The sequence below is a fragment of the Streptomyces pimonensis genome, assembly GCF_041380215.1.
In the GTDB taxonomy this organism is placed as follows: Bacteria; Actinomycetota; Actinomycetes; order Streptomycetales; family Streptomycetaceae; genus Streptomyces; species Streptomyces pimonensis.
This window is the reverse complement of sequence record NZ_JAHWZY010000002.1, coordinates 256,259-281,604: the sequence shown is the minus strand read 5'-3', so window position 1 is coordinate 281,604 and position 25,346 is coordinate 256,259. Positions and strand designations below refer to the sequence as shown.

Here is a 25,346-nt window from a genome sequence, read left to right as displayed (position 1 = left end):
GCTCCGCCGTTGATCTGACACCATTCCCCGGGGGCCCCGTTCGGCGGATGGACGGGGCTCGGCCAGACTTGCGACCAGGGGACGGATGGGACCGCGCAGTGCGGGGCTACGAGAGCCAGGAGCGAGAGCCGGCGGCTGACGTCGACCACCTCTCTCGGTTCGAAGCCGAGATGAAGCGGCTGAAGACCGAGCGGGAGAAGGCGATCCAGCACGCCGAGGACCTCGGCTACCAGGTCGAGGTGCTGCGCGCCAAGCTGCACGAGGCGCGGCGCACCATCATGTCCCGGCCCGCGTACGACGGCGGTGACATCGGCTACCAGGCCGAGCAGTTGCTGCGCAACGCGCAGGTGCAGGCCGAACAGCTGCGCGCGGACGCCGAGCGGGAGCTGAGCCAGGCGCGGGCGCAGACCCAGCGGATCCTCCAGGAGCACGCGGAGCAGGCGGCCCGGCTCCAGGCGGAGCTGCACCAGGAGGCGGTGACGCGGCGCCAGCAGCTCGACCAGGAGTTGGCGGAGCGCCGGCAGACCGTCGAGTCGCACGTCAACGAGAACGTGGCCTGGGCGGAGCAGCTGCGGGCCCGCACCGAGCAGCAGGCCCGTCGGCTGCTCGACGAGTCCCGCGCGGAGGCCGAGCAGGCCCTGGCCGCCGCCCGCGCGGAGGCCGAGCGACTGACGGCCGAGGCCCGGCAGCGGCTGCAGGGCGATGCCGAGGCGGCCCGCGCGGAGGCCGAGCAGATCCTGCGCCGCGCCCGCGCGGACGCCGAGCGGCTGCTGAACGCCGCTTCGACGCAGGCCCAGGAGGCCACCGAGCACGCCGAGCGGCTGCGGACGTCCACGGCCAGCGAGTCGGAGTCCGCGCGCCGCCAGGCCCAGGAGCTCAGCCGGGCCGCCGAGGAGCGGATGTCCCAGGCCGAGTCCGCGCTGCGCGAGGCCCGTGCCGAGGCGGAGAAGGTGCTCGCCGAGGCGAAGGAGTCCGCCGCGAAGGCGCTCGCCTCCGCCGAGTCCGCCAACGAGACCCGTACGCGGACCGCCAAGGAGCAGGTGGCGCGGCTGGTCAGCGAGGCCACCAAGGAGGCGGAGGCCACCAAGGCGGACGCCGAGCAGCTGGTCGCGGACGCCCGCGCGGAGGCCGAGAAGATCGTCACCGAGGCCGCCGAGAAGGCTCGCGCGGTCACCGCGGAGGAGTCCGCGACGCAGCTGTCCAAGGCGGCCAAAACCGCCGAGGACGTGCTCAACAAGGCGTCGGAGGAGGCCAAACGGACCACCAGGGCGGCGGCCGAGGAGGCCGAGCGGATCCGCGGGGAGGCCGAGGCCGAGGCGGACCGGCTGCGCGCCGAGGCGCACGACATCGCCGAGCAGCTCAAGGGCGCGGCGAAGGACGACACCAAGGAGTACCGCGCCAAGACGGTCGAGCTGCAGGAGGAGGCCCGCCGGCTGCGCGGCGAGGCCGAGCAGCTGCGCGCCGACGCGGCCGCCGAGGGCGAGAAGATCCGCGCGGAGGCCCGCAAGGAGGCCGTGGCGCAGATCGAGGAGGCGGCGAAGTCCGCCGAGGAGCTGCTCGCCAAGGCGAAGGCGGACGCCGACGAGCTGCGCTCCACCGCGCAGGCGGACAGCGAGAAGGTCCGCACCGAGGCCATCGAGCGCACCACGGTGCTGCGCCGGCAGGCCGAGGAGACGCTGGAGCGCACCCGCCAGGAGGCCGAACGGCACCGCGCGGAGGTCGTCGAGCAGGCCGACGCGCTCAAGGAGGAGGCCGAGCGGGCCGCGCGCGAGCTGCGCGAGGAGACCGAGCGGGCCGTCGAGACCCGCCGCGCGGAGGCCGCCGAGGAGCTGACGCGGCTGCACGCGGAGGCCGCCGAGCGGCTCGCCGCGGCCGAGCAGGCACTGAGCGACGCCCGGGAGGAGGCCGCCCGGATCCGCCGGGAGGCGTCCGAGGAGACCGAGCGGCTGCGCACGGAGGCCGCCGAGCGGATCCGTACGCTGCGACAGCAGGCGGAGACGGAGGCCGAGCGGCTGCGGGACGAGGCCGCCGCGGACGCGTCGGCGTCCCGCGCGGAGGGCGAGGCCGTCGCCGTACGGCTGCGGTCGGAGGCCGCGGCCGAGGCGGAGCGGCTGAAGTCGGAGGCGCAGGACAGCGCCGACCGGATGCGCGCGGAGGCGCAGGCCGCCGCCGAGCGGATCGGCACGGAGGCGTCCGAGACGCTGGCCGCCGCGCAGGAGGAGGCCACCCGGCGGCGTCGCGAGGCCGAGCAACTCCTCGGCGCGGCCCGGCAGGAGGCCGACCAGGAGCGCGAACGGGCCCGCGAGCAGAGCGAGGAGCTGCTGGCGTCGGCGCGCACCCGCGTGGAGGAGGCGCAGGCCGAGGCCGTACGGCTGGTCGAGGAGGCGGACCGGCGCGCCACGGAGATGGTGTCCGCGGCCGAGCAGCACGCGCAGCAGGTGCGGGACTCCGTCGCAGGACTGCACGAGCAGGCGCAGGAGGAGATCGCCGGGCTGCGCAGCGCCGCCGAGCACGTGGCGGAGCGCACCCGCCGCGAGGCCGAGGAGGAGGCGGGCCGGGTCCGCGCCGACGCCTACGCGGAGCGGGAGCGGGCGAGTGAGGACGCGGGCCGGCTGCGGCGCGAGGCGCAGGAGGAGACGGAGGCCGCGAAGGCGCTGGCCGAGCGGACGGTGTCCGACGCCATCACGGAGGCCGAGCGGATCCGGGCGGACGTGTCCGAGCACGCCCAGCGGGTGCGCACGGAGGCGTCGGACGCGATCGCCGAGGCGGAGCAGGCCGCGGCGCGCACCCGGGCGGACGCCCGCGAGGACGCCAACCGGATCCGTTCGGACGCGGCGACGCAGGCGGACACCCTCATCACCGAGGCCCGCAGCGAGGCGGAGCGGCTCACCGAAGAGACGATCGCGGAGACCGACCGGCTGCGCACGGAGACGGTCGCCGAAGCCGAACGGGTACGCACGGAGGCGGTGTCCAAGGCGGAGAAGCTGATCGCGGACGCCACCGGGGACGCGGAGCGGCTGCGGGCCGAGGCCGCGGAGGCGGTCGGGTCGGCGCAGGCGCGGGCGGAGCGGATCCGCCGGGAGTCCGAGCAGGTCAGGGCCGACGCGGAGTCGGCGGCCGAGCGGATGGTGTCCACCGCGCGCGGGGAGGCGGAGCGGACGCTGGACGAGGCCCGCAGGGACGCCAACAAGCGGCGCTCCGAGGCGGCCGAGCAGGTGGACAAGCTCATCACGGAGACCACCGCCGAGGCGGACAAGCTGCTCGCCGAGGCGCAGCAGCAGGCGCTGAAGACGACGGCGGACGCCGAGTCGCAGGCGGACACGATGGTCGGCGCGGCCCGGCAGGAGGCCGAGCGGATCGTCTCCGAGGCGACCGTCCAGGGCAACTCCCGGGTGGAGAAGGCCCGGGCGGACGCGGACGAGCTGCTGGTCGGCGCGCGCCGGGACGCCACGCAGATCAGGGAGCGCGCCGAGGAGCTGCGCGACCGCATCACGAGTGAGATCGAGGAGCTGCACGAGCGGGCCCGCCGTGAGGCGGCGGAGACGATGAAGTCGACGGGCGACCGCTGCGACGCCCTCGTCAAGGCCGCCGAGGAGCAGCTCGCCAAGGCGGAGGCGAAGGCGAAGGAGATCGTCTCCGAGGCCAACTCCGAGGCCGGCAAGGTGCGCATCGCCGCCGTGAAGAAGGCCGAGGGCCTGCTGAAGGAGGCCGAGCAGAAGAAGGCCCGCCTGGTGAAGGAGGCCGAGGAGCTGAAGGCCGAGGCGGTCCGGGAGGCGCGGCGCACGGTCGAGGAGGGCAAGCGCGAGCTGGAGGTGCTGGTGCGGCGCCGTGAGGACATCAACGCCGAGATCTCCCGTGTGCAGGACGTGCTGGAGGCGCTGGAGTCCTTCGAGGCGCCCGGGGGCGCCAAGGACAACGGAGTCAAGGCGGGGGCCGCGGCGGGTACTACCCGTGCGGGTGGCAAATCGACGGAATAGCTGGCGAAGTGGGTGAAATCCCTAGTACGGTGAGGGCTTTGATCATGGCTTTGGCAAGTCTTCCGGCGGCACGCCACTCAAAAGGGGTGTCATTCTCCGTATCAAACGTGCATCCGCTCGATGACACAGCGCTTCGACCCCTAGGATTCCACCTATCACCTCACCGGTCTCATTCGACAGGAACCCCATGAGCGACACTTCCCCCTACGGCTTCGAGCTTGTGCGGCGTGGGTACGACCGCGCTCAGGTGGACGAACGTATCTCCAAGCTCGTCTCCGACCGTGACAGCGCTCTCGCCCGCATCACCGCTCTGGAAAAGCGCATCGAGGAGCTCCATCTCGAGACGCAGAACGCCCAGGCCCAGGTCAACGACGCCGAGCCGTCGTACGCGGGTCTCGGCGCACGCGTGGAGAAGATCCTCCGCCTCGCCGAGGAGGAGGCGAAGGACCTGCGCGAGGAGGCCCGGCGCGCGGCGGAGCAGCACCGCGAGCTCGCCGAGTCGGCCGCCCAGCAGGTGCGCAACGACGCCGAGTCGTACGCCGCCGAGCGCAAGTCGAAGGCCGAGGACGAGGGCGCGCGGATCGTCGAGAAGGCCCAGGGCGACGCCGCCCAGCTGCGTTCCGAGGCGCAGAAGGACGCGCAGTCCAAGCGGGAGGAGGCGGACGCCCTCTTCGAGGAGACCCGCGCCAAGGCCGCGCAGGCCGCCGCCGACTTCGAGACGAACCTCGCCAAGCGCCGTGAGCAGTCCGAGCGCGACCTGGCCTCGCGTCAGCAGAAGGCCGAGAAGCGCCTCGCGGAGATCGAGCACCGCGCGGAGCAGCTGCGGCTGGAGGCCGAGAAGCTGCGCACCGACGCCGAGCGCCGGGCCCGCCAGACGGTGGAGACGGCCCAGCGTCAGGCGGAGGACATCGTGGCCGATGCCAACGCCAAGGCCGACCGGATCCGTTCGGAATCCGAGCGCGAGCTGGCGGCGCTGACCAACCGCCGCGACTCGATCAACGCCCAGCTGACGAACGTCCGCGAGATGCTCGCCACGCTCACGGGTGCCGCGGTGGCCGCGACCGGCGCGCCCTCCACCGAGGACGAGCCGATCTCCCGCGGGGTCCCGGCCCAGCAGTCCCGGTAACACCGGCCGAAGGATCGGCGAAGCCCTCTGCCACTGAGGTGGCAGAGGGCTTCGCCCCGTTCTAGCGTGGCCGCATGATCGAGCTCGAGGGGCTGACCAAGCGGTACGGCGAGAAGGTGGCGGTCGACGGCCTGACCTTCACCGTCCGGCCGGGCATCGTCACGGGCTTCCTCGGCCCGAACGGCGCCGGAAAGTCGACCACCATGCGGATGATCCTGGGACTGGACCATCCGACCGCCGGAAACGTGCGGATCGACGGCACGCGCTACGACCGGCTCGAGGACCCGCTGACGCGCATCGGCGCCCTGCTGGAGGCCAAGGGCGTGCACCCGGGCCGCAGCGCCTACCACCACCTGCTGTGCCTCGCGCAGAGCAACGGCATCCCGCGGCAGCGGGTGCACGAGGCGCTGGACACGGTCGGGCTGACGGCGGTGGCGCGGAAGAAGGCCAAGGGGTTCTCGCTCGGCATGGGCCAGCGGCTCGGCATCGCGGCGGCGCTGCTCGGCGATCCGCGGATCCTGATGTTCGACGAACCGGTCAACGGCCTCGACCCCGAGGGCATCCACTGGATCCGCACGCTGATGAAATCGCTCGCCGCCCAGGGCCGTACGGTCTTCGTCTCCTCCCACCTGATGAGCGAGATGGCGCTGACCGCCGACCACCTCGTCGTCATCGGTCAGGGCCGGCTGCTCGCCGACACCTCCATGGCCGAGTTCATCGAGCGCAACTCCCGCTCGTACGTCCGCGTCCGCAGCCCGCAGCGCGAGCGGCTGCTCGACGTGCTGCACCAGGCCGGGACCACCGCCGTGGAGCGCGGCGACGGGGCGCTGGAGGTGGACGGCTCCAGGGCCGAGTACATCGGGGAGCTGGCGGCCCGCCACCGGCTGGTGCTGCACGAGCTGAGCCCGCAGCAGGCCTCCCTGGAGGAGGCGTTCATGCGGCTGACCGCGGGAGCGGTGGAGTACCACGCGCACACCGGCGGCTCCGCGCCCCCGCAGCGGTGGGGCGACGACCGGAGGAGGGGCTGAGCATGGCGGCGACGCAGGTCGTCCGGTCGGAGTGGACCAAGATCCGGTCGGTGGCGTCCACCGTGTGGACGCTCTCCCTGGCGGTGGTCGTCACCCTCGCGCTCGGCATGCTGATCTCGGCGCTGTCGAAGAACGAGTACGAGACCATGGGCGCGCGGGACCGGCTCTCCTTCGACCCGACGTTCACCAGCTTCGCCGGGATGAGCCTCGGCCAGCTCGCGATGATCGTGTTCGGGGTGCTGGTGGTGTCGAACGAGTACAGCACCGGCATGATCCGCGCCTCACTGGCGGCCGTCCCCCGGCGCGGCACGTTCCTGCTGAGCAAGCTGGCGGTGGCCACCGCCCTCGCCTTCGTCGTCTCCATGGCCACCGGCTTCGCCGCCTTCTTCCTGGGCCAGGCGATGCTCGGCGAGCACAAGGCGTCGATCGGGGACGACGGGGTGCTGCGGGCGGTCACCGGCGGGGGCCTCTACATGACGCTGATCGCGCTGTTCTCGATGGGCGTCGCCGCGATGCTGCGCTCCCCCATGCTGTCGCTGGGCATCCTGATGCCGTTCTTCTTCCTCATCTCCACCATCCTCGGCAACGTCGACGCCACGGAGAAGGTCGGCCGGTTCCTGCCGGACCAGGCGGGCAGCAGGATCATGCAGGTGGTGACGCCCCCCGGCGACGACACCCCGTACGGACCCTGGGGCGGTCTGGGGATCATGGCGCTCTGGGTGCTCGCGGCGGTCGTCGGCGGCTACGTCCTGCTGAAGCGGCGCGACGCACAGTGAACGACCGTGCGGGACCGGTTTTCACCTCGGTTTGAGCGGAACCGTCAGCACCTCGATAAGCTCCTAACCCTTACGGGGGGCGTGTGCCCCGCTGTCCTGAACCTTCCGATGGGTGCGGAGCATGATCGAGGCAGTCGGCCTGACCAAGCGGTACGGCGACAAGACCGCTGTGTACAACCTCTCCTTCCAGGTGCGCCCCGGTGCCGTCACCGGGTTCCTGGGCCCCAACGGCTCGGGCAAGTCGACGACGATGCGGATGATCCTCGGCCTGGACAACCCCACCGCGGGACAGGTCACGATCGGCGGCTACCCGTACCGCAGGCTGCCCAACGCCCCCCGTCAGGTCGGCGCGCTGCTGGACGCCAAGGCGGTGCACGGCGGCCGGTCCGCCCGCAGCCACCTGCTGAGCCTCGCCCAGCTGTCGGGCATCCCGGCCCGGCGCGTGGACGAGGTGCTGGGCGTGGTGGGCCTGCACGACGTGGCGCGCAGGCGGTCCAGGGGCTTCTCGCTGGGCATGGGCCAGCGGCTCGGCATCGCCGCCGCGCTGCTCGGCGACCCCCAGGTGCTGCTGTTCGACGAGCCGGTCAACGGCCTCGACCCCGAGGGCATCCTCTGGGTGCGCAACCTGATGAAGGCGCTGGCCGCCGAGGGCCGTACGGTCTTCGTCTCCTCGCACCTGATGAGCGAGATGGCGCTGACCGCCGACCACCTCATCGTCATCGGGCGCGGACAGCTGCTCGCCGACATGAGCGTGACGGACTTCATCTCCGCCAACTCCGCCGACTTCGCGCGCGTGCGCACGCCCGACACCGAGCCGCAGCAGCGCGAGAAGCTCTCCGCCGCGATCACCGAGGCCGGCGGCCACGTGCTGCCCGAGCAGGACGGTGCGCTGCGGGTGACGGGGCTGGCGCTGCCGCGCATCAGCGACATCGCCCACGACTCCGGCGTACGGCTGTGGGAGCTGTCGCCGCACCAGGCCTCGCTGGAGGAGGCGTACATGCGGATGACGCAGGGCGCCGTCGACTACCGCTCGACCACCGACCGGAAGGCCGGGCTCCAGCAGCCGCTGCCGCCCGGCGCGCAGCCGCCGGTGCCGGTTCCGGGTCAGGGCCAGCCCGGCTGGTACGCCCCGCCACCGCCCCAGCAGGGCGGCGGGCAGCCCTTCGCCGCGTCGCAGGGCGGGCCCGCACAGGTCCCCGCAGGCCCCTACGGCGCTCCGGACGTCCCTGGAACGGCCCCGGGTGCCCCCACGCCCAACCCGTACGCGCAGCCCGACCCGCCGGCCCTCCGGACGTCGTCCGGCCCGGCGGTGCCCGCCGCACCCGCCGTGCCCCCGACCGCTCCCGCTCCCGCAGCCGATCCGACCAAGCCCGAGGACGCCCGATGAGCACGCCCCCGCCCCCGATGCCGCAGACCGCCGCACCCGACTGGCAGGCGGCGCCCGGCTCCCCGTACCCCCACTACACCTCGCCGATCCCCGTGGTCCGTACGCACCTCGGGCACGCGCTCGCCTCCGAGTGGACGAAGATCAGGTCCGTGCGCTCGACCATGTGGACGCTGGGCGTGTTCGTGCTGCTCGTGGTCGGCATCGGCCTGCTGACCGGCCTGGTGGTGTCGAGCGCCGACCCCGACATGGGCGGCGAGAGCCCGCTGTCCCTCGGCTTCTTCGGACTGCTGCTCGGCGGCATGTGCGTCATCACGCTGGGCGTGCTGACCACGGCGTCGGAGTACGGCACCGGCATGATCCGCACCACGATGGTCGCCTGCCCCTCGCGCGGACGGGTGCTGCTGGCGAAGGCCCTGGTGTTCTTCCTCATCGCCTTCGTGGTGACCCTGGTGTGCGCGACGCTGGTCGGCTTCCTGCACGTGGCGCTGCTGGAGGGCCACAACGCGAAGGAGCCCACCGGCGCGGAGTGGCTGAAGGGCACGGTCGGCGTCTCGCTGTACGTGGCGCTGCTCGGCACGCTGTCGCTGGCGATCGGCTCGATCGTCCGGCACTCGGCGGGCGCCATCACCATCATGATCGGCGCCGTGCTCGCCCCGCTGGTGATCGCGCTGTTCATGTTCTCGTCCTCGCTGGCGGACGTGCGGGAGGTGCTGTTCGAGTACTCCATCCCGAACCAGATGAGCATCTTCTACGCCAACTCGCTCAGCGAGTCCGGCCCGTCGGGCTGGGACCCGCTGTGGATCATGCTGGCCGTCACGGCCGCCGCGCTCGGCGGCGCCTTCGCCCTGCTGCAGAAGCGGGACGTGTGACGGGGTTCAGAACCTCGGCGCGTTACGGGACCGCTGCACCCGCGTGGTGCGGCGGTCCTTCGCGCTCCAGCAGGCCCTGTGCCAGTGCCGGCGGTCGTCGACGCCCGCGTGCTCGGGCCAGGCCACCACGTGCGGCACCCCGTCCGGGATCAACTGGTCGCAGCCGGGGCACCGGTAGGCCTTGCCCTGGGCGCTGGCGCCCGCCACGTGCCGTACGCTCCACTCCTCGCCCCGCCAGCTCTCCGTGGACTGCCAGCCGCCGTAGCGGCCGGAGCGGCCCTCCTCGGCGCTCCGGCCGGACGAACCGGCTCCCTTGGGTCGGTTGCGACGCGGGGACACGGGACACCTCACGGGGCTCTACGGGATGCTGGGGGCCGCGTCCAGCCTACGCGGCGTGCGCAGGGGTACGCGTAGGGCGCCGATCGTCACAAGTCCCCTCCGTGACGATGCGACGCCCCTCCTGAACGGCCGATTCTGCAGACAATCCGCAAAGTCCCCCGCCCGGCCGTGTCCTCGGCACGTGTCCGGCGGTTGTGCCCTGCGGGGGAGCTCCGCGTCGGAGCCAAGGAAGCAGGAAAGCAATGCGCGTTGGAAGTTTCGTGCTGGCCGCCCGGTTCCCCGGGCAGGGCGACGGGGAGGCGCTGCACCGCGCGGTCCGCTCGGCCGAGGTCGCCGAGGAGGCGGGGCTCGACACGGTCTGGCTGGCCGAGCACCACTTCGTGCCCTACGGCACCTGCCCGTCGGCCGTCACCCTGGCCGCGTTGCTGCTCGGCCGCACCCGCCGGCTGCGGGTCGGCACGGCGGTCAGCGTGCTGCCCACCGTCCATCCGGTCGCCCTCGGCGAACAGGCCGCGCTGCTGCACATCACGAGCGGCGGCCGGTTCTCGCTGGGCCTCGGGCGCGGCGGGCCGTGGGTCGACCTGGAGGTGTTCGGGGCCGGGCTGGAGGCGTACGAGAAGGGGTTCCCGGAATCACTCGATCTGCTGGTGCGCTGGCTGCGCGAACCGTCCGTCGGAGCCGACGGCGAGCGGTACCGCTTCCGTGAGGTGCCCGTCGTCCCCCGCCCGTCGGAGGCCCTGGACGAGGCGGAGGGTCCCGAGGTCGTGGTCGCCTGCACCTCCCCGGCGAGCGTACGGCTGGCCGCCGAGCGCGGACTGCCGATGCTGCTCGGCATGCACATCGGGGACGAGGAGAAGGCCGAGATGGTCGCCCTGTGGCGGCAGCACGCGCGTGCCTGCGGGCGGCCGGCCCGGGAGGTCCACCGCGCGGCCCATGTCTCGGCCGGCGTCTGCCAGATCGCGGACCGGCGCGCGGACGCGGCGGAGACCCTGATGAAGGCGATGCCCGGCTGGCTGCGGCAGGGTCTTGAGGCCCATGTCACGGTGGACGGACGCCGACGGCGGATGCGTGACCCGCTGGCGTACGCCGAACTCCTCTGCGGGCTGCATCCGGTGGGCCCGCCGCGGCTGTGCGCCGACCGGCTCGCCGCGACCAGCGAGCGGACCGGCATCTCCCGCTTCGCCCTGCTCGTCGAGGGCTCCGGCGACCTGGCGGCGACCGAGGAGAACGTGCGGCGGCTCGGCGCCGAGGTGCTCCCCCGGCTCGGCTGAACGAGCGGGGTTCACGCAGGCTTGCCGCCCCGGTACGACTGCATCCCCCCGCGTACGGAGCGGCAAGCGAACGCTGGAGCGCGTCAGCAGTCGCGCAGTTCCGGCGACTGGTTCAGTATCTGACCGCGCACCGAGGTGAAGCGGGCCAGTTTCTCGTCGACCGAGGAGTCAAGCGGGAACACGGCCACCCGGTGGCAGTTCTGGAAGGCCAGCCGTACGCCGAAGTGGCGTTGCAGCGCCCCGCGTATCGCGTCACTCGCGAGCGCACGCAGCAGCTGACCGCGTGCCTGCTCGTCCGGCGGGGGCGTCTGGTTGTCGGCGAAGGCTCCGCCGTCCACCTTCAGCTGGGCCACCAGGGAGCTGATCATCTCCCACGCGAAGGGCAGGGAGGTCCGGACGCAGTCGACGAATTCAGCTTCGTCGACCTCGCCTCGCTCGGCCTGTTCGAGTAGGGCCGGTGAGACGTCGAGCGACATGGGTTCTCCTCTCGCACCCCCAACGATCAGGGGTTGCCTGACAGATAAGGGAGTGCGCGATATCAGACACGCTGCGTACACAGTTCGCGACCTCCCGTTCAACACCGTAAGCAACGGACCGTGACGGCACCAGGCGAACGCCCGGATGCGGAACTTCCTGTGGGCCGGTAATCGGCCACCGCCGAAACACGCGTTTTCCTGGAGATTCAGGACGCGTCGCGTGGGCTCCGAGGGACGTGTGGGACGACGAATCGCGTCGGGGCGGGCCGGTCGAGTAGCGTGGCCGACCATGCGTCTCGTCATTGCCCGCTGCTCCGTGGACTACGCCGGGCGGCTCACCGCGCACCTGCCGTCGGCACCCCGTCTCATCCTGGTCAAGGCGGACGGCAGCGTCTCGATCCACGCCGACGACCGGGCCTACAAGCCCCTGAACTGGATGTCGCCCCCCTGCACGCTGAAGGAGGGGTCCGGCGACGAAGAGGGCGTCTGGACCGTCGTCAACAAGGCGGGTGAGAAGCTCATCATCACGATGCAGGAGATCCTCCACGACTCCTCGCACGAACTGGGCGTCGATCCCGGCCTGATCAAGGACGGCGTGGAAGCGCACCTCCAGGAACTGCTCGCCGACCGCATCGAGACCCTCGGCGAGGGCTACACCCTCATCCGCCGCGAGTACATGACGGCGATCGGCCCGGTCGACATCCTGTGCCGGGACGCCGAGGGGCGGACGGTCGCGGTGGAGATCAAGCGGCGCGGCGAGATCGACGGCGTGGAACAGCTCACGCGCTATCTGGAACTGCTGAACCGCGATCCCCGTCTCGCCCCGGTGCGGGGCGTCTTCGCCGCGCAGGAGATCAAGCCGCAGGCCCGGGTCCTCGCGACCGACCGGGGCATCGGCTGCCAGGTCCTCGACTACGACGCGCTGCGCGGCATCGAGGACGACAAGCTGCGGCTGTTCTGACCGCTCCGTCACAGAGCAGAGGGCCGGGTCCCGTCGGGAACCCGGCCCTCACCCGTGTCCAGGGGTGTCCGCGGGTCAGATCACCTGTTCCGGGCCGCCGGGCGTGCCAGCGCCGCCGCTCTGCGGGGCGCTCGCGCTCGTCTCCACGGGGGTCGACGGCGGGGTGTCGCCCGCCGTGGTCTCCGGTCCTCCCGGAGGCGTCTGCGGCTCTGTCGGCGTCTGCGGCTCCGTCGGCGTCTGCGGCTCCGTCGGCGTCTGCGGCTCCGTCGGCGTCTGCGGCTCCGTCGGCACCTGCGACCCGGACGGCGACTCGGACGGCGACTCGGACGGCGACTTCGTCGGATCGTCCGGTTCCCCCGTGCCGCTCGGCTCGTCCGACGGCTCCTCCGACGCACTGGCCGTGGGCGTCGGGTCGTCGGAGGTGCCCGGGGTGCCGTCCGGGCCCGGGTCGGTCGGTCGGCTGACGGCCTCGCCGGCGTCGCCCTCGTCCCCGGCCACCGGATCGGCGCCGAGGCTGCCGTCGTCGACGCCCTGGCTGGCGGAGGGGTTGACACCGACGTTCTCGGACGGGGTGCCGGCGTCGTTCTCCGACGTGGCGCCCAGGGTGACCACCGTGCCCAGCACGGCGACGAGCAGCGCGCCCGCGCCGGCCGCCACCAGGTTGCGCTTGGCCAGCCCCTTGAGACCGCCGCCCGACCCGGCCGGCGGCGCGGACGGCGGCGGCACCGCGCGGTGGACGACCAGGCCGGTGTCGGTGGGCGGCTGGAGCTCCGGGAAGGCCGTCGGCACCCTGCGCGGCGGTGCGGCCGACTCCTCGTAGCGGGCCTCGGGCACCTCCTCCCCCACGGTCGGCACGATCGGCAGCGGGGTTCCGGAACGGTCGGCGACCAGGGCCAGCGCCCTGCGTCCGGCGACGGTGCCGCGCTTGTCGGCCAGGGCGCCGCGCAGCCCGATGGAGGCCTCCAGTTCGGCGCGGGCCCGGTCGAGCTGTCCGGCGCACAGCGCGTGGATGCCGAGCTCGTGGTGGAAGTAGGCCTGTTCCGCCACGTCCCCCGCGAGCCGGGCGGCCTCCACACCGGCCCGCAGCGTCTTCTCCCAGGCGCTCCAGTGCAGGCCCGAGGCGAACGCGGGCGCGGCGGTACGGGCCAGCCGCACGGCCTCGCTCTGCTCGCCCTCGGTGGTGTCCGCGGCGAGCGGGGACAGCACCGCGAGCGCGGCGAGCACCGCGTCGGCCTCGGCGCAGACCCGCTCCGGGGCGACCGAGGGGTGTCCGGCCCACCAGGCGTAGTGCCGGGCGGCGTCACGGACCCGCTCCTCGGCCTCGTCGGCGTATCCGGCGGCCTCCAGCTGGGCCGGCACCCCGGCGGCGAGCCGGTAGCGGGAGCCGACCGGGGAGACCAGTCCGCAGGCGGCCAGCTCGCCGAGGGCGGCGTCGGCGTGGGTGTCGCCCACCAGGGCGGGCAGGTGCGCCTGGTGGGGCACCTCGCCGCCGAGCGCGACGGCGAACCGCAGGGTGGCGCGGGCGGAGGCGCTGAGCCGGGAGGCGAGCAACGGGGCGGGGGCGGCGGCCTCGCCGAGCGAGGGCAGCGGCACCTCGTCGCCGTCCGCGGGGTCGTAGGCGGCCTCGTCGGGCCGTACGTCCTCGAAGACGCCGAACTCGTCGACGGCGTCGGCGCCGGCCCGCAGCCGGTCACGCTGCCGCAGCAGGGCGGCGGCCTGGACGAAGCGCAGCGGCAGGCCCTCGGACTCGAACCAGAGGTCGCCGGCCCAGTTCGACTCGTCCTCGGTGAGGCTCCGGCCGACGGCGTGCTCGAGGAGGTCGAGGCCGGCCGCGCGGTCGAGACCGGGGAGGACGACCTCCTCGACGCCGGCCCCGGCGGACGGCTCGGGCACGTCCGGGGTGGCGCCGAAGAGGAAGGCGCACTCGGGGGTGGCGTCCAGCAGCTCGTCGAGGGCGGCGCCGCCGAACTCCAGGTCGTCGAGGACGACGACGGCGCCGATCTCACGGACATGGCCGGCGAGTTCGTCCCGGTCCGGGCGGTGCAGCGGGGCGTCGTGGACGGCGTGGAAGAGGTCGTGCAGCAGGTCGTCGGCGGAGCGGCGGTGGCCGTTCAGGCGGACGACGCCGTCGGGGGCGAGGTCCGCGCAGTCCTCGGCGACGGTGTCGAGGAGCCGGGTGCGGCCGGAGCCGGCGGGACCGGTGAGGCGTACGGAACGGCCGCGGGCCAGCAGCCGGACCAGCTTCTCGCGCTCGTCCTCACGGGCCAGCAGCGGCAGCGGGAGCTGCGCGGGCCCCGGCGGGACGGGCGGCCCGGAGGCCCGTCCCGCCTCGTCGCGCTCGGCCTCGGTGAGCTTCGCGGGGCGGGCCGGCCGTTCGACGGGCGGACAGGGCTCGATCTCGCTGCCGTCGACGGGGTTGACGGTCAGCAGGAAGTCGCCGGAGACGAGTTGCGCCGTGCGGGCGGGCCCGGACGCGTGCTGCCCGAAGTCGGAAGAGAGGGACTCCCGGGGCGTACGCTGGCGCGGCGCGGGGCCTCCCCCGGTCTCGAACTCACTCGCCCGGGAGGTACCCCCACCTTCCCGGCCGTACTCCTCGGGTCCCGGGTTGTTCGGGTCCATAGGTCCTAGCCCCCAAAGCGTCGTGTGGTGGAAGCCCCTCCCGACCTCGCCGCACACCGCGCTGTCGCTCCTGGTCCGGGCCCGCCAGAGGGTTGCGAGGCAGCGGGCAGCCGAACCCTAAACCTTCGCTCAGTATCTACGACAGTCCGGGGTACCGGACGGTCCGGGACATCACAGTCTCGTGAGGATTGTGCGCGCGTCGCACGGTTCGCCGAGGCCGGTCCGGGTCGTCGGGGGGGGCGCCCCGTCCCGCACCCGTACGCCCTCATACGCGGGGCAGCGTGTCCACCCCGATGCCTCCCTCGATCGCCAGGATCCGGTGCAGCCGGGTGGCCACCAGCAGGCGCTGCATCTGCGGCGGTACGTCCCGCAGCACCAGCCGCCGGCCGCAGCGGCCGGCCCGTCGGTGGGCCCCCATGATCACACCGAGTCCGGTGGCGTCCCAGGAGTCCAGGTCGGACAGGTCCAGCACCAGGTCGCCGGCTCCGTCGTCGACGGCCGAGTGCAGGACCGTACGGGCGTCCGCCGCGCTGCGGACGTCGAGGCGGCCCCCGACGACCAGCTCGGCGTGGTCGCCCCTGATGTACATATGCGCTCCCCGTGTTACGTCTCGTGCTCCGCGTTTTCCTGCCGGCCGGTGACGCAGCCCCTGCCCGCGTGGCGGTGCCCGAGGTTGCCGGCCGTGAACGAACCGACACCGAATTCGCCCCGGCGTGCGGTACCCGCCGGGGCGAGCGCTCGGTGTCAGTGCGTGTAGAAGCCCTGCCCGCTCTTGCGGCCGATGTCACCGGCGTCAACCATCCGGCGCATCAGCTCGGGAGCGGCGAACTTCTCGTCCTGGGACTCGGTGTAGATGTTGGACGTGGCGTGCAGCAGGATGTCCACGCCGGTCAGGTCGGCGGTGGCCAGCGGTCCCATGGCGTGGCCGAAGCCCAGCCTGCAGGCCAGGTCGATGTCCTCGGCGCTCGCCACGCCCGACTCGTACAGCTTGGCGGCCTCGACGACGAGGGCGCAGATGAGGCGGGTGGTGACGAAGCCGGCGACGTCGCGGTTGACGACGATGCAGGTCTTGCCGACCGACTCGGCGAACTCCCGCGCCTTGGCCAGGGTCTCGTCGCCGGTCTTGTGGCCGCGGACCAGTTCGCACAGCTGCATCATCGGGACCGGCGAGAAGAAGTGGGTGCCGACGACCCGCTCCGGGCGCTCCGTCACGGCCGCGATCTTGGTGATCGGGATGGCGGAGGTGTTGGAGGCGAGGACGGCGTCCGGGTTCACGATCCTGTCGAGCGTGCGGAAGATCTCGTGCTTGACCTCGAGCTTCTCGAACACGGCCTCGACCACGACGTCCGCGTCCGCGCAGGCGTCCAGGTCGGTGGTCGGGGTGATCCGGGCGAGGGCCGCGTCGGCGTCGTGCGCCTCCATCCGGCCCTTGCCCACGAACTTGTCGTACGACGCCTTGATCCCGTCGGTGCCGCGCGTGAGCGCCTCGTCGGTGACGTCCCGCAGGACGACGTCCCAGCCCGCCTGGGCGGAGACCTGGGCGATGCCGGACCCCATGAGACCGGCCCCGATGACGGCGAGCTTGCGTGCCACTGTGCGACTCCCCTGATACGCGCTGTCTTGTTCTCCAGGAGCGGACACTAGCGGGCGCGAGGGGCCGTGCGAGCGACTTAGTAACGCGTTTCACGTCTCACCCTGTGAGACCCCCGTCACGTCTCCCCCCGGCGGCCCCGGCGGCCGGGCGGAGAGGCGGCCACCGCGCGTGCGGGGCCTCTTCCGCCTCCCGGGCACGGTCCCCGCGGCGCGGCCCGGTTCAGCCGCGCACCGCGTAACCGAGCACCCTGTCGCTCAGCAGCTCCTCGATGTCGTCGACCAGTCCGAGGACCTCGCGCGACACCTCGGCCGGTGCGCGGCCCTTCGTCATCTCCCGGCCGATCGCGGCGAACACCGTGCTGTGGACCCAGCAGATCTGACCGGCCACCAGACCCGGCAGCGGGTCGTCGGGGGCCGCGCCCGTCTCCTCGCGGAGCGCCGCCTCGAGGTTGTCCTGGACCTCCTGCTGCAGGCTCCACAGGCGGGAGCGCAGCGGCGGGGAGTCGTGGATGACGCGCATGAAGCGGTCGTACCCCTCCATCAGGCCCACCCGGGGTGACACGCCCTCGATGTCGGCACGCAGTTCGCGCAGTACGGCACGGGCGGCCGACTCCCCCGCGTTCCGGCCCCGGACCCAGCGGGAGAGCTGGTCGACGACGTCCTTGGAGCGGTCGAAGAAGAGGTCCTCCTTGGCGGGGAAGTAGTTGTAGACCGTGTTCACGGAGACGTCGGCGGCCTCCGCCACCTCCGCCATCGTCACGGTCACGAAGCCGTGCTCCAGGAAGAGTCCGGTGGCGATGTCCGAGATCCGCTGCCTGGTCTCGCGCTTCTTCCGCTCCCTGAGCCCCTCTGCCATGCCTCCCATCGTAGGTCGGCCCGACACTCACTGGGTCTTCTTAAAATTTGGTGTCGTTGCAAAAATTCAATGACTCTGTTTCTCTGGGGTCATGGCAATCATCAGTGCGGCCGGACTGGCCCGTACCTTCCCGACCAAGCGCGGTCCGGTGGAAGCCGTGCGCGGTATCGACCTCACCGTCCACGAGGGCGAGATCCTCGGCTTCCTCGGACCCAACGGCGCCGGCAAGACCACCACCCTCCGGATGCTCACCACCCTGCTCGCCCCCACCGGCGGCGCGGCCACCGTCGCCGGCCACGACCTGGCGACCGACCCGGCCGGCGTGCGGCGGGCCTGCGGCCACGTGGCGCAGTCCGGCGGAGTCGATCCGCAGATCACGGTGCGGGAGGAGCTGGTCACCCAGGGCCGCCTGTACCGGCTCGGCAGGGCGCGGGCCGCCGAGCGCGCCGAGGAACTGGCCCGCGACCTGGACCTCACCGAACTGCTCGACCGCAAGTGCGCCGCGCTCTCCGGCGGCCAGCGGCGCCGCCTGGACATCGCGATGGCGCTCACCCACCGCCCGGAGGTGCTGTTCCTGGACGAGCCGACGACCGGTCTCGACCCCGGCAGCCGCGCCGGCCTCTGGGACCTGGTGCGACGGCTGCGCGACGAGCACGGCACCACCGTGTTCCTGACCACCCACTACCTCGACGAGGCGGACGCGCTCGCGGACCGGCTGGTCGTCGTCGACCGGGGCGTGGTCGTCGCCGAGGGCACACCGAGCGCCCTGAAGCTGGAGCACGGCGGCTCGATCGACGCCTCGCTCCAGGACACGCTCCTCGCCGTCACCGGCCGCAGCGCCACGCCGGCCGGCACCGCCCCCGTAGCCGTACAGGACCTCCACGATGCTGCTCCACGACACCGCGCTCATCTACGGGCGCTATCTGCGCCAGTCCCTGCGCTCGCGCTTCGCGCTGCTCTTCGGCGTGCTGATGCCGCTGCTGTACCTGCTGTTCTTCGGCCCCCTGCTGACCGGCCTGCCGCTCGGCGGACCGGGCAGCTCCTGGCAGTTGCTCGTACCGGGGCTGTTACTGCAACTCGGCCTGTTCGGAGCCTCGTTCGCCGGTTTCTCGGTCATCATCGAGAAGGGCCAGGGGGTGGTCGAGCGGATGCGGGTCACGCCGGTCAGCCGTCTCGCCCTGCTGCTGGGCCGGGTCCTGCGGGACGCCACCGTGTTCGTCTTCCAGGCGGTGCTGCTGGTGCTGGCGGCGCTGGTGATGGGGCTGCGGGCGCCCCTGGCCGGCGTGCTGATCGGCTTCGCCTTCGTCGCCCTGCTGACCGTGTCCCTCGCCGCGCTGTCCTACGCGCTCGCCATGAGGATGGAGACCCCGCAGACGTTCGGGCCTGCGGTCAACGCCCTGACCATGCCGTCGATGCTGCTGTCGGGCCTCATGCTCCCGATGACCCTGGGCCCCACTTGGCTGGACGTCCTGTCCCACCTGATGCCGTTCCGCTATCTGGTCGACGCGGTACGGGACGCCTACGTCGGCTCCTACGCGACGGCCCACATGCTGTACGGGGTCGTCGTCGCCGTCGGCTTCGCGGTACTCGCCGTGACGGTGGGCACACGCGTGTTCCGGACGGCCGGAGCGTAACTAGGCTGGCCCCATGGTCAACCTGACGCGTATCTACACGAGGACCGGCGACAAGGGCACCACCGCTCTCGGTGACATGAGCCGGGTCGCCAAGACCGATCTGCGGATCTCCGCCTACGCCGACGCCAACGAGGCGAACGCGGTGATCGGCACGGCGATCGCGCTGGGCGGGCTGGAGGAGGAGGTCGTCGAGGTCCTCACCCGCGTCCAGAACGACCTGTTCGACGTCGGCGCCGACCTGTCGACGCCGGTGACGGAGAACCCCGAGTACCCGCCGCTGCGGGTCGAGCAGTTCTACGTCGACCGGCTGGAGGCGGACTGCGACCGCTTCAACGAGCGGCTGGAGAAGCTGCGCTCCTTCATCCTGCCCGGCGGCACGCCCGGCGCGGCCCTGCTCCATCAGGCCTGCACGGTCGTGCGCCGCGCCGAGCGCTCCACCTGGGCGGCGCTGGAGGTCCACGGCGAGACCATGAACCCCCTCACCGCCACCTACCTCAACCGCCTCTCCGACCTCCTGTTCATCCTGGCCCGCATCGCCAACAAGGAGACCGGGGACGTCCTGTGGGTGCCCGGTGGGGAGCGCTGAGCCCTACCGGGGCTCCGCCGGGCCGCGCGCGGCCCGGTACAGACCCAGCAGGACCTCCGCGCCGCCGACGCACATCATGACCACGCCCGCCTTGACGGGGTCGACCACCGGCAGGTCCGCGCCCCCGGCGAACAGCCACAGCCCCAGGCCGGCCACCAGCGTCGCGGCCCCCGCGAGGAGGTTCCCAGAAGCCCGCTTCATCGGCCGGCACGCTCCTTGCCGAGGTCCGGCTCGGCCGGGGCCCCGCCCGCCGGGGCCTTCTTCGGCCAGACCCAGTAGCTCAGGGCCACCAGGCCGTGGAGGCCGGCCGCCTGCCAGGCCGTGAAGCGCCACCCCTCCAGGGAGGTGGTGCGGCTCGGGTCGTCGACGTACCAGATGGCGAGCTGGAGCAGCGTGGTCGCCACGGCGGCGCCGATCAGCGTGCCCAGCCAGACCTTGGTCTCGTGCCGGGCGCGGGCCAGGCCGTGACGCGGCGGGCCGAGCGGCTTGGGCGCTCCGCCCAGCCGGTGGGCGGCGTGGCCGTCGAGCCACTTCACCGTGCGGTGGCCGTGGCCCACGGTGTAGCCGATGTAGAGCGCGGCCAGGCCGTGGGGCCAGTTCGGCTCGGCGCCGTTCCTCAGGTCCAGCACGGTGGCGACCAGCAGGACGACCTCCAGCAGTGGCTCGCACAGCAGCAGCGCGAGGCCGGCGCGGGGCATCCTCAGCAGGTACCGGCAGGCCAGTCCGGCGGCCAGCAGCACCCAGAAGCCGACCTCGCAGACGGCGATCAAGGCGACGATCATGGTTCGCTCCCTTCGGTCACCTCCTCAGGCTCCCGTGCGGACCGGCCCGTTTCCTCGTCGCCGACGACGAACCCGCGGTACATCGAAGGATGCAGTCCAGGACCGTCCGCGGGGATCAGGCACCGGGTGCGCGCACCGTGTTGGATGGTGCCATGGCCCTGCGACCACCTCGCCCGCCCCGCTTCGACCCGTGGGTCGCGCTCGCCGGACTCGCCGGCGGTCTGCTGCTGTGGGGGTTCGGGCTGAGCATGCGGAGGGCAAACGATCCGCAGGTCCTCCTCGATGGCGGCGGACCGCTCCTCGTGCCGCTCGTGGTGATCGCCGGCTGCGAGCTGCTGCGCCGCACCGCCCCGCGCACCGCGCTGCTGATCGGCACGCTGGCGCTGGCCGCGGACACGGTGACCCAGGGCAGCATCGCCACGATCGTGATGTACACCGACCTGATGTACGCCGCCGTCCTGTACGGAACGCCCGCCACGGCCCGCCGCCTGCCGCGGATCACCGGGATCCTCGCGATCGCCGCGACGCTGGTGCCGTACGCCGTGTGGAGGGTGCCGGAGGCGCTGCTGATCGGTCTCGTCGTCGGCGCCGTGATGTTCACGCCCGCCTCGACCGGTCTCATCGTGCGCAACCACCGCGACGCCGCCGAGGCCGCCCGGCTGCGCGCCGAACAGACAGCGCTGCTCGCGGAGACCGACCGCGTCCAGGCGGTGACGGCGGAACGCGCCCGGATGGCACGGGAGTTGCACGACATGGTCGCCAACCACCTCTCCGCGATCGCCATCCACTCCACGGCCGCGCTCTCCCTGGAGGACGAGAGGACCTCCCGCGAGGCGCTCGCCGTGATCCGGGAGAACAGCGTCCAGGGGCTGTCCGAGATGCGACGGCTCATCGGCATCCTGCGTGACGGGACCGGCGACCGGGAGCCCGCCGTGACCCCCACCCTCGACGGCCTCGGCGCACTGGTCGAGGGCGCCCGCGCCAACGGACTGGACGTCACCCTCGACGCCGCCCACCACCCCGTGCCCGCCCCGGTCGAGCTCGCCGCCTACAGGATCGTGCAGGAGTCGCTGACGAACGCGCTGAAGCACGCCGCGCCGGGGAAGGTCACCGTGCGGCTGCGCCACCTCGACGGCGGCCTCGGCATCCGGGTGAGCAGCCCGTACGGCGGCCGGGACACCCCGCGCGCACCGGGGTCCGGAGCCGGGCTGGTCGGCATGCGGGAGCGGGTGGCCCTGCTGGACGGCACGTTCGAGGCCGGACCGGAGAGCGGTCCGGACGGCGGACTGTGGGTCGTACGCGCCTGCCTTCCCGTCACCGACATCACCCGAGGAGAGCTGGAATGATCCGGGTCCTGGTCGCCGAGGACCAGTCCGCCGTCCGCGCCGGACTGGTGCTGATCCTGCGCAGCGCGCCCGACATCGAGGTGGTCGGCGAGGCGGAGGACGGCGAGCGGGCGGTCGCCCTCGCCCGTGAACTCCGCCCCGACCTGGTGCTGATGGACGTGCAGATGCCGCGCCTGGACGGGGTGTCGGCGACCCGGCAGGTGGTCGGGGAGGGGCTCGCCGACGTGCTGGTGCTGACCACCTTCGACCTCGACGAGTACGTGTTCGGGGCGCTGCGGGCCGGGGCGGCCGGGTTCCTGCTGAAGAACACGGACGCGAAGGACCTCATCGCCTCGGTGCGCACGGTGGCGCGTGGGGAGGGCGTCGTCGCCCCGGCCGTCACCCGGCGGCTGATCGCGGAGTTCGCCGCGAAGCCCGCCCGCCGGGCGACGGCCGATCCGGCGGTGCTGGACGCCCTGACCCGGCGCGAGCGCGAGGTGCTGTCCTGTCTGGGTGAGGGGTTGTCCAACGCCGGCATCGCGGCGCGCCTCGACATGGCGGAGGCGACGGTGAAGACGCACGTCAGCCGTCTGCTGGGCAAGCTGGAGCTGCGCAGCCGGGTGCAGGCGGCGGTGCTGGCCCGGGAGTTGGGGATCTGACGGAAGCCCGCTCGGGTTTCGGGGACAGTGGTCCAGACCTATTGACCCGTGGTCCAGACCTTTCTATTCTCGCGGCACCGCGGGCGTGATGGCTCAGTCACGCCCACCACGGCTTCTCCCCATAAGGAGGCGCAGCATGCGCTTCGGACACAGAGCCGCCGCGGGGTTCGCGACCCTGCTGCTCCCCGTCGCCGGCCTCGTCGGCCTGGCAAGCCCCGCCCAGGCCGCCGCCTCGGCGACCGCCACCTACGCCAAGACCCAGGACTGGGGCTCCGGCTTCGAGGGCAGGTGGACGGTGAAGAACACCGGCACCACGACCCTCAGCTCCTGGACCGTCGAGTGGGACTTCCCCTCCGGCACCAAGGTCACCTCCGCCTGGGACGCCACCGTCACCAACTCCGGTGATCACTGGACCGCCAGGAACGTCGGCTGGAACGGCACCCTCGCCCCCGGGGCGTCGGTCAGTTTCGGCTTCAACGGCAGCGGCTCCGGCGCCCCGACCGGCTGCAAGCTCAACGGCGGCAGCTGCGACGGCGCCTCCGTCCCCGGCGACGCGGCCCCGTCCGCGCCCGGCACCCCCACCGCCTCCGACATCACCGACACCTCGGTGAAGCTGTCCTGGTCGGCGGCGACCGACGACCAGGGCGTCAAGAACTACGACGTGCTGCGCGACGGCACCAGGGTCGCCACCGTGACCGGCACCTCCCACACGGACACCGGCCTCAGCAAGGGCACCGACTACTCCTACACCGTGCGGGCCCGTGACACCGGCGACCAGACCGGCCCGGCCAGCGGCGCGGTGAAGGTCCGCACCACCGGCACCAGCGAGGAGCCGCCGCCCGCCGGCGACGAGATCAAGCTCGGCTACTTCACCGAGTGGGGCGTCTACGGCCGCAACTACCACGTCAAGAACCTGGTGACGTCCGGCTCCGCCGCCAAGATCACCCACATCAACTACGCGTTCGGCAACGTCAAGAACGGTCAGTGCACCGTCGACGACACCTACGCCGCCTACGACAGGGCCTACACCGCCGACCAGTCCGTCAGCGGCACCGCCGACACCTGGGACCAGCCGCTGCGCGGCAACTTCAACCAGCTGCGCCAGCTGAAGGCAAAGTACCCGCACATCAAGGTGCTCTACTCCTTCGGCGGCTGGACCTACTCCGGCGGCTTCGGCCAGGCCGCGCAGAACCCGGCCGCGTTCGCCGAGTCCTGCAAGCAGGTCGTGGAGGACCCGCGCTGGGCCGACGTCTTCGACGGCATCGACATCGACTGGGAGTACCCGAACGCCTGCGGCCTCACCTGTGACACCAGCGGCCCGGCGGCGTTCAAGAACCTCTCGCAGGCCCTGCGCGCCGAATTCGGCGAGGACTACCTGGTCACCGCCGCCATCACCGCCGACGGCTCGAACGGCGGCAAGATCGACGCGGCCGACTACGGCGGCGCCGCGCAGTACCTCGACTGGTACAACGTGATGACGTACGACTACTTCGGCGCCTTCAACGCGCAGGGTCCGACGGCCCCGCACTCGCCGCTCACCTCGTACAACGGCATCCCGCAGGCCGGCTTCAACTCGGCCGACGCGATCACCAGGCTGAAGTCGAAGGGCGTCCCGTCCGCCAAGCTGCTGCTCGGCATCGGCTTCTACGGCCGCGGCTGGACCGGCGTCACCCAGTCCGCCCCCGGCGGCTCGGCGACCGGCGCGGCCCCGGGCACCTACGAGCCGGGCATCGAGGACTACAAGATCCTGAAGAACTCCTGCCCGGTCACCGGCACCGTCGCCGGCACGGCGTACGCCCACTGCGGCACCGACTGGTGGTCCTACGACACCCCGGCCACCATCGGCACGAAGATGTCCTGGGCCAGGAACCAGGGCCTGGGCGGCGCCTTCTTCTGGGAGTTCAGCGGCGACACCGCCAACGGTGAACTGGTGACGGCCATCGACAACGGCCTGAAGTAGCCCTCGAGCGGTACCACGCGACGTCCGCCCTCCCCCGCCTTCGTCTCCGGGGGAGGGTGAGCGCGGTCGCGCCACGTTCACCTCCTCCAGCGGCTCCGCTGCCGGCATCCTCACCCAGCGGGGCCGGACGTCGCTCTACGCGACGTTCACCCGCTGTCCGGGCGGGGCCGCCTCGAGCCACGCGAGGAAACCGGTCAGCGCGTCCTCGCTCATCGCGAGCTCCAGACGCGTGCCCCGGTGCAGACAGGCGAGGACCACCGAGTCCGACAGCAGCGCCAGCTCCTCCTCGCCCTCGGGCAGGCGGCGGCCGGCCACCTCGATCGCGGAACGCTCCAGAACGCGGCGCGGCCGGGGGGCGTAGGAGAACACCCGGAACCACTCGACCCGGTCACCGTTGTAACGTGCCACCCCGTACGCCCAGCCCTTGCCGCCGGAGTCGCCCGACTCGGGCGCGTCCCAGCGCAGGCTGCAGTCGAACGTCCCGCCGGAGCGCTGGATGAGGCGGCGGCGCAGGCCGAAGACGAAGAGCCCCACCAGCACGAGGGCCACCACGATTCCGCACACAGTCAGAGCGAGGACCATCGGCACCGACCTCCTCGTCTCCTAGGTAACGGAACGGAAAAACCACCCGGATCTGCCTCAGCCGCGGCCGGCTCCGGATCGCTCCGGTGCCGGCCGCGGCTGAGTGACGTCATCCCGTCGCGCCGATGTCAGCGTCCCGCCGACGCCGCCCGCAGACGGACATCCGCGCGGCGCTCCGCCTCGGTGTCGTCCTCCGCCTTCGCGCGGGCCAGCTCCTGCTCCGCGCTGTGGACGTCGATCTCGTCCGCCAGCTCGGCGGTCTCGGCCAGCAGCGACAGCTTGTCGTCCGCGAACGAGATGAAACCGCCGTGCACCGCGGCGACGACCGTCCCGCCCTCAGGCGTACGCACGGTCACCGGGCCCGACTCCAGCACACCGAGCAGCGGCTGGTGACCGGGCATGACGCCGATGTCGCCGGACGTGGTGCGCGCGACGACCAGGGTGGCCTCGCCGGACCAGACCTCTCGGTCGGCCGCGACCAGCGCGACGTGCAGCTCAGCAGCCAAGGTGGCTCCTCGGGTCACCACCCGGCGGTTGTGC

The 25,346-nt window shown here is 72.6% G+C and carries 23 protein-coding genes and 1 pseudogene; 14 read left to right on the top strand and 10 right to left on the bottom strand.

The genetic code is table 11. From position 1 onward, the window contains the following. Positions 1-98 precede the first annotated feature (98 nt). The 6 genes from scy (at position 99) to KYY02_RS03835 (ending at position 9,163) form a co-directional block, all read left to right on the top strand. The gene (scy, locus tag KYY02_RS03860) at positions 99-3,977 is read left to right on the top strand and encodes a polarized growth protein Scy (protein ID WP_371235963.1); all 3,879 of its coding nucleotides are present in this window, start codon (positions 99-101) and stop codon (positions 3,975-3,977) included. Between the two features lie 187 nt (positions 3,978-4,164). After that, positions 4,165-5,103 carry a coiled-coil domain-containing protein gene (locus tag KYY02_RS03855; protein ID WP_371235962.1) on the top strand — a complete coding sequence of 313 codons (939 nt, stop codon included), beginning with the start codon at positions 4,165-4,167 and terminating at the stop codon, positions 5,101-5,103. 74 nt (positions 5,104-5,177) lie between these two features. Continuing rightward, a complete protein-coding gene (locus KYY02_RS03850; RefSeq protein ID WP_371235961.1) occupies positions 5,178-6,131 on the top strand; it encodes an ABC transporter ATP-binding protein in 954 nt (317 codons plus the stop codon). Positions 6,132-6,133: 2 nt separating this feature from the next. Further along, positions 6,134-6,907, top strand: coding sequence for an ABC transporter permease (locus tag KYY02_RS03845; RefSeq protein ID WP_371235960.1), 774 nt, complete (start codon positions 6,134-6,136; stop codon positions 6,905-6,907). A 121-nt stretch (positions 6,908-7,028) separates the two neighbouring features. Then, positions 7,029-8,294 (top strand): ABC transporter ATP-binding protein, encoded by a 1,266-nt coding sequence (locus KYY02_RS03840; RefSeq protein ID WP_371235959.1) that lies wholly within the window; start codon positions 7,029-7,031, stop codon positions 8,292-8,294. After that, positions 8,291-9,163 carry an ABC-2 transporter permease gene (locus KYY02_RS03835; protein WP_371235958.1) on the top strand — a complete coding sequence of 291 codons (873 nt, stop codon included), beginning with the start codon at positions 8,291-8,293 and terminating at the stop codon, positions 9,161-9,163. The genes KYY02_RS03840 and KYY02_RS03835 overlap by 4 nt, the downstream gene beginning before the upstream one ends. A gap of 6 nt (positions 9,164-9,169) precedes the next feature. On the opposite strand, the gene KYY02_RS03830 is transcribed toward KYY02_RS03835, so the two are convergent. After that, entirely contained in the window at positions 9,170-9,502 is a 333-nt protein-coding gene (locus tag KYY02_RS03830) for an Rv1322 family protein (RefSeq protein ID WP_371235957.1), read from the bottom strand. 242 nt (positions 9,503-9,744) lie between these two features. Here KYY02_RS03830 and KYY02_RS03825 point away from each other — a divergent pair, with 242 nt between their 5' ends. Next, the gene (locus KYY02_RS03825) at positions 9,745-10,773 is read left to right on the top strand and encodes an LLM class flavin-dependent oxidoreductase (RefSeq protein WP_371235956.1); all 1,029 of its coding nucleotides are present in this window, start codon (positions 9,745-9,747) and stop codon (positions 10,771-10,773) included. Positions 10,774-10,856: 83 nt separating this feature from the next. On the opposite strand, the gene KYY02_RS03820 is transcribed toward KYY02_RS03825, so the two are convergent. Next, a complete protein-coding gene (locus tag KYY02_RS03820; protein WP_371235955.1) occupies positions 10,857-11,249 on the bottom strand; it encodes an SCO5389 family protein in 393 nt (130 codons plus the stop codon). Positions 11,250-11,538: 289 nt separating this feature from the next. On the opposite strand from KYY02_RS03820, the gene nucS reads away from it, so the two are divergent. Further along, positions 11,539-12,210, top strand: coding sequence for an endonuclease NucS (gene nucS, locus KYY02_RS03815; protein WP_371235954.1), 672 nt, complete (start codon positions 11,539-11,541; stop codon positions 12,208-12,210). A gap of 75 nt (positions 12,211-12,285) precedes the next feature. Here nucS and KYY02_RS03810 read toward each other — a convergent pair whose 3' ends face one another. From KYY02_RS03810 to KYY02_RS03795, 4 genes are all read right to left on the bottom strand, one after another. Beyond that, a complete protein-coding gene (locus KYY02_RS03810; RefSeq protein WP_371235953.1) occupies positions 12,286-14,829 on the bottom strand; it encodes an ATP-binding protein in 2,544 nt (847 codons plus the stop codon). Positions 14,830-15,094: 265 nt separating this feature from the next. Then, positions 15,095-15,418 (bottom strand): STAS domain-containing protein, encoded by a 324-nt coding sequence (locus KYY02_RS03805; protein ID WP_030223853.1) that lies wholly within the window; start codon positions 15,416-15,418, stop codon positions 15,095-15,097. Positions 15,419-15,573: 155 nt separating this feature from the next. Continuing rightward, positions 15,574-16,422, bottom strand: a complete 849-nt coding sequence (locus KYY02_RS03800; RefSeq protein WP_371235951.1) for a 3-hydroxyacyl-CoA dehydrogenase family protein — start codon at positions 16,420-16,422, stop codon at positions 15,574-15,576. 220 nt (positions 16,423-16,642) lie between these two features. After that, positions 16,643-17,278, bottom strand: coding sequence for a TetR/AcrR family transcriptional regulator (locus tag KYY02_RS03795; RefSeq protein WP_371235950.1), 636 nt, complete (start codon positions 17,276-17,278; stop codon positions 16,643-16,645). A gap of 91 nt (positions 17,279-17,369) precedes the next feature. Here KYY02_RS03795 and KYY02_RS03790 point away from each other — a divergent pair. The 3 genes and pseudogenes from KYY02_RS03790 to KYY02_RS03780 form a co-directional block, all read left to right on the top strand. Further along, positions 17,370-18,149, top strand: a pseudogene (locus tag KYY02_RS03790) (ATP-binding cassette domain-containing protein); the annotation flags it as partial. A 13-nt stretch (positions 18,150-18,162) separates the two neighbouring features. Beyond that, entirely contained in the window at positions 18,163-18,912 is a 750-nt protein-coding gene (locus tag KYY02_RS03785) for an ABC transporter permease (protein ID WP_371235949.1), read from the top strand. Positions 18,913-18,925: 13 nt separating this feature from the next. Beyond that, entirely contained in the window at positions 18,926-19,498 is a 573-nt protein-coding gene (locus KYY02_RS03780; protein ID WP_371235948.1) for a cob(I)yrinic acid a,c-diamide adenosyltransferase, read from the top strand. 3 nt (positions 19,499-19,501) lie between these two features. On the opposite strand, the gene KYY02_RS03775 is transcribed toward KYY02_RS03780, so the two are convergent. Together KYY02_RS03775 and KYY02_RS03770 are read right to left on the bottom strand one after the other, a co-directional pair. Next, positions 19,502-19,699: a DUF5708 family protein gene (locus KYY02_RS03775; protein WP_371235947.1), complete on the bottom strand. Its 198-nt coding sequence runs from the start codon at positions 19,697-19,699 to the stop codon at positions 19,502-19,504. Continuing rightward, the gene (locus KYY02_RS03770) at positions 19,696-20,280 is read right to left on the bottom strand and encodes a hypothetical protein (protein WP_371235946.1); all 585 of its coding nucleotides are present in this window, start codon (positions 20,278-20,280) and stop codon (positions 19,696-19,698) included. The genes KYY02_RS03775 and KYY02_RS03770 overlap by 4 nt, the downstream gene beginning before the upstream one ends. A gap of 152 nt (positions 20,281-20,432) precedes the next feature. On the opposite strand from KYY02_RS03770, the gene KYY02_RS03765 reads away from it, so the two are divergent. The 3 genes from KYY02_RS03765 to KYY02_RS03755 all read left to right on the top strand — a co-directional run bounded on the left by KYY02_RS03765 (position 20,433) and on the right by KYY02_RS03755 (position 24,224). Further along, positions 20,433-21,626, top strand: a complete 1,194-nt coding sequence (locus tag KYY02_RS03765; RefSeq protein ID WP_371235945.1) for a sensor histidine kinase — start codon at positions 20,433-20,435, stop codon at positions 21,624-21,626. Further along, on the top strand, positions 21,623-22,264 hold the full coding sequence (locus tag KYY02_RS03760; protein WP_371235944.1) for a response regulator: 642 nt from the start codon (positions 21,623-21,625) through the stop codon (positions 22,262-22,264). The genes KYY02_RS03765 and KYY02_RS03760 overlap by 4 nt, the downstream gene beginning before the upstream one ends. A gap of 136 nt (positions 22,265-22,400) precedes the next feature. After that, on the top strand, positions 22,401-24,224 hold the full coding sequence (locus KYY02_RS03755) for a glycoside hydrolase family 18 chitinase (protein ID WP_371235943.1): 1,824 nt from the start codon (positions 22,401-22,403) through the stop codon (positions 24,222-24,224). Positions 24,225-24,359: 135 nt separating this feature from the next. Here the strand turns inward: KYY02_RS03755 and KYY02_RS03750 are convergent, their stop codons facing one another. Together KYY02_RS03750 and KYY02_RS03745 are read right to left on the bottom strand one after the other, a co-directional pair. Further along, on the bottom strand, positions 24,360-24,806 hold the full coding sequence (locus KYY02_RS03750; RefSeq protein ID WP_371235942.1) for a DUF2550 domain-containing protein: 447 nt from the start codon (positions 24,804-24,806) through the stop codon (positions 24,360-24,362). 128 nt (positions 24,807-24,934) lie between these two features. Next, complete coding sequence (locus KYY02_RS03745) at positions 24,935-25,312, bottom strand: F0F1 ATP synthase subunit epsilon (RefSeq protein ID WP_371235941.1); 378 nt, start codon at positions 25,310-25,312, stop codon at positions 24,935-24,937. Positions 25,313-25,346 lie beyond the last annotated feature (34 nt).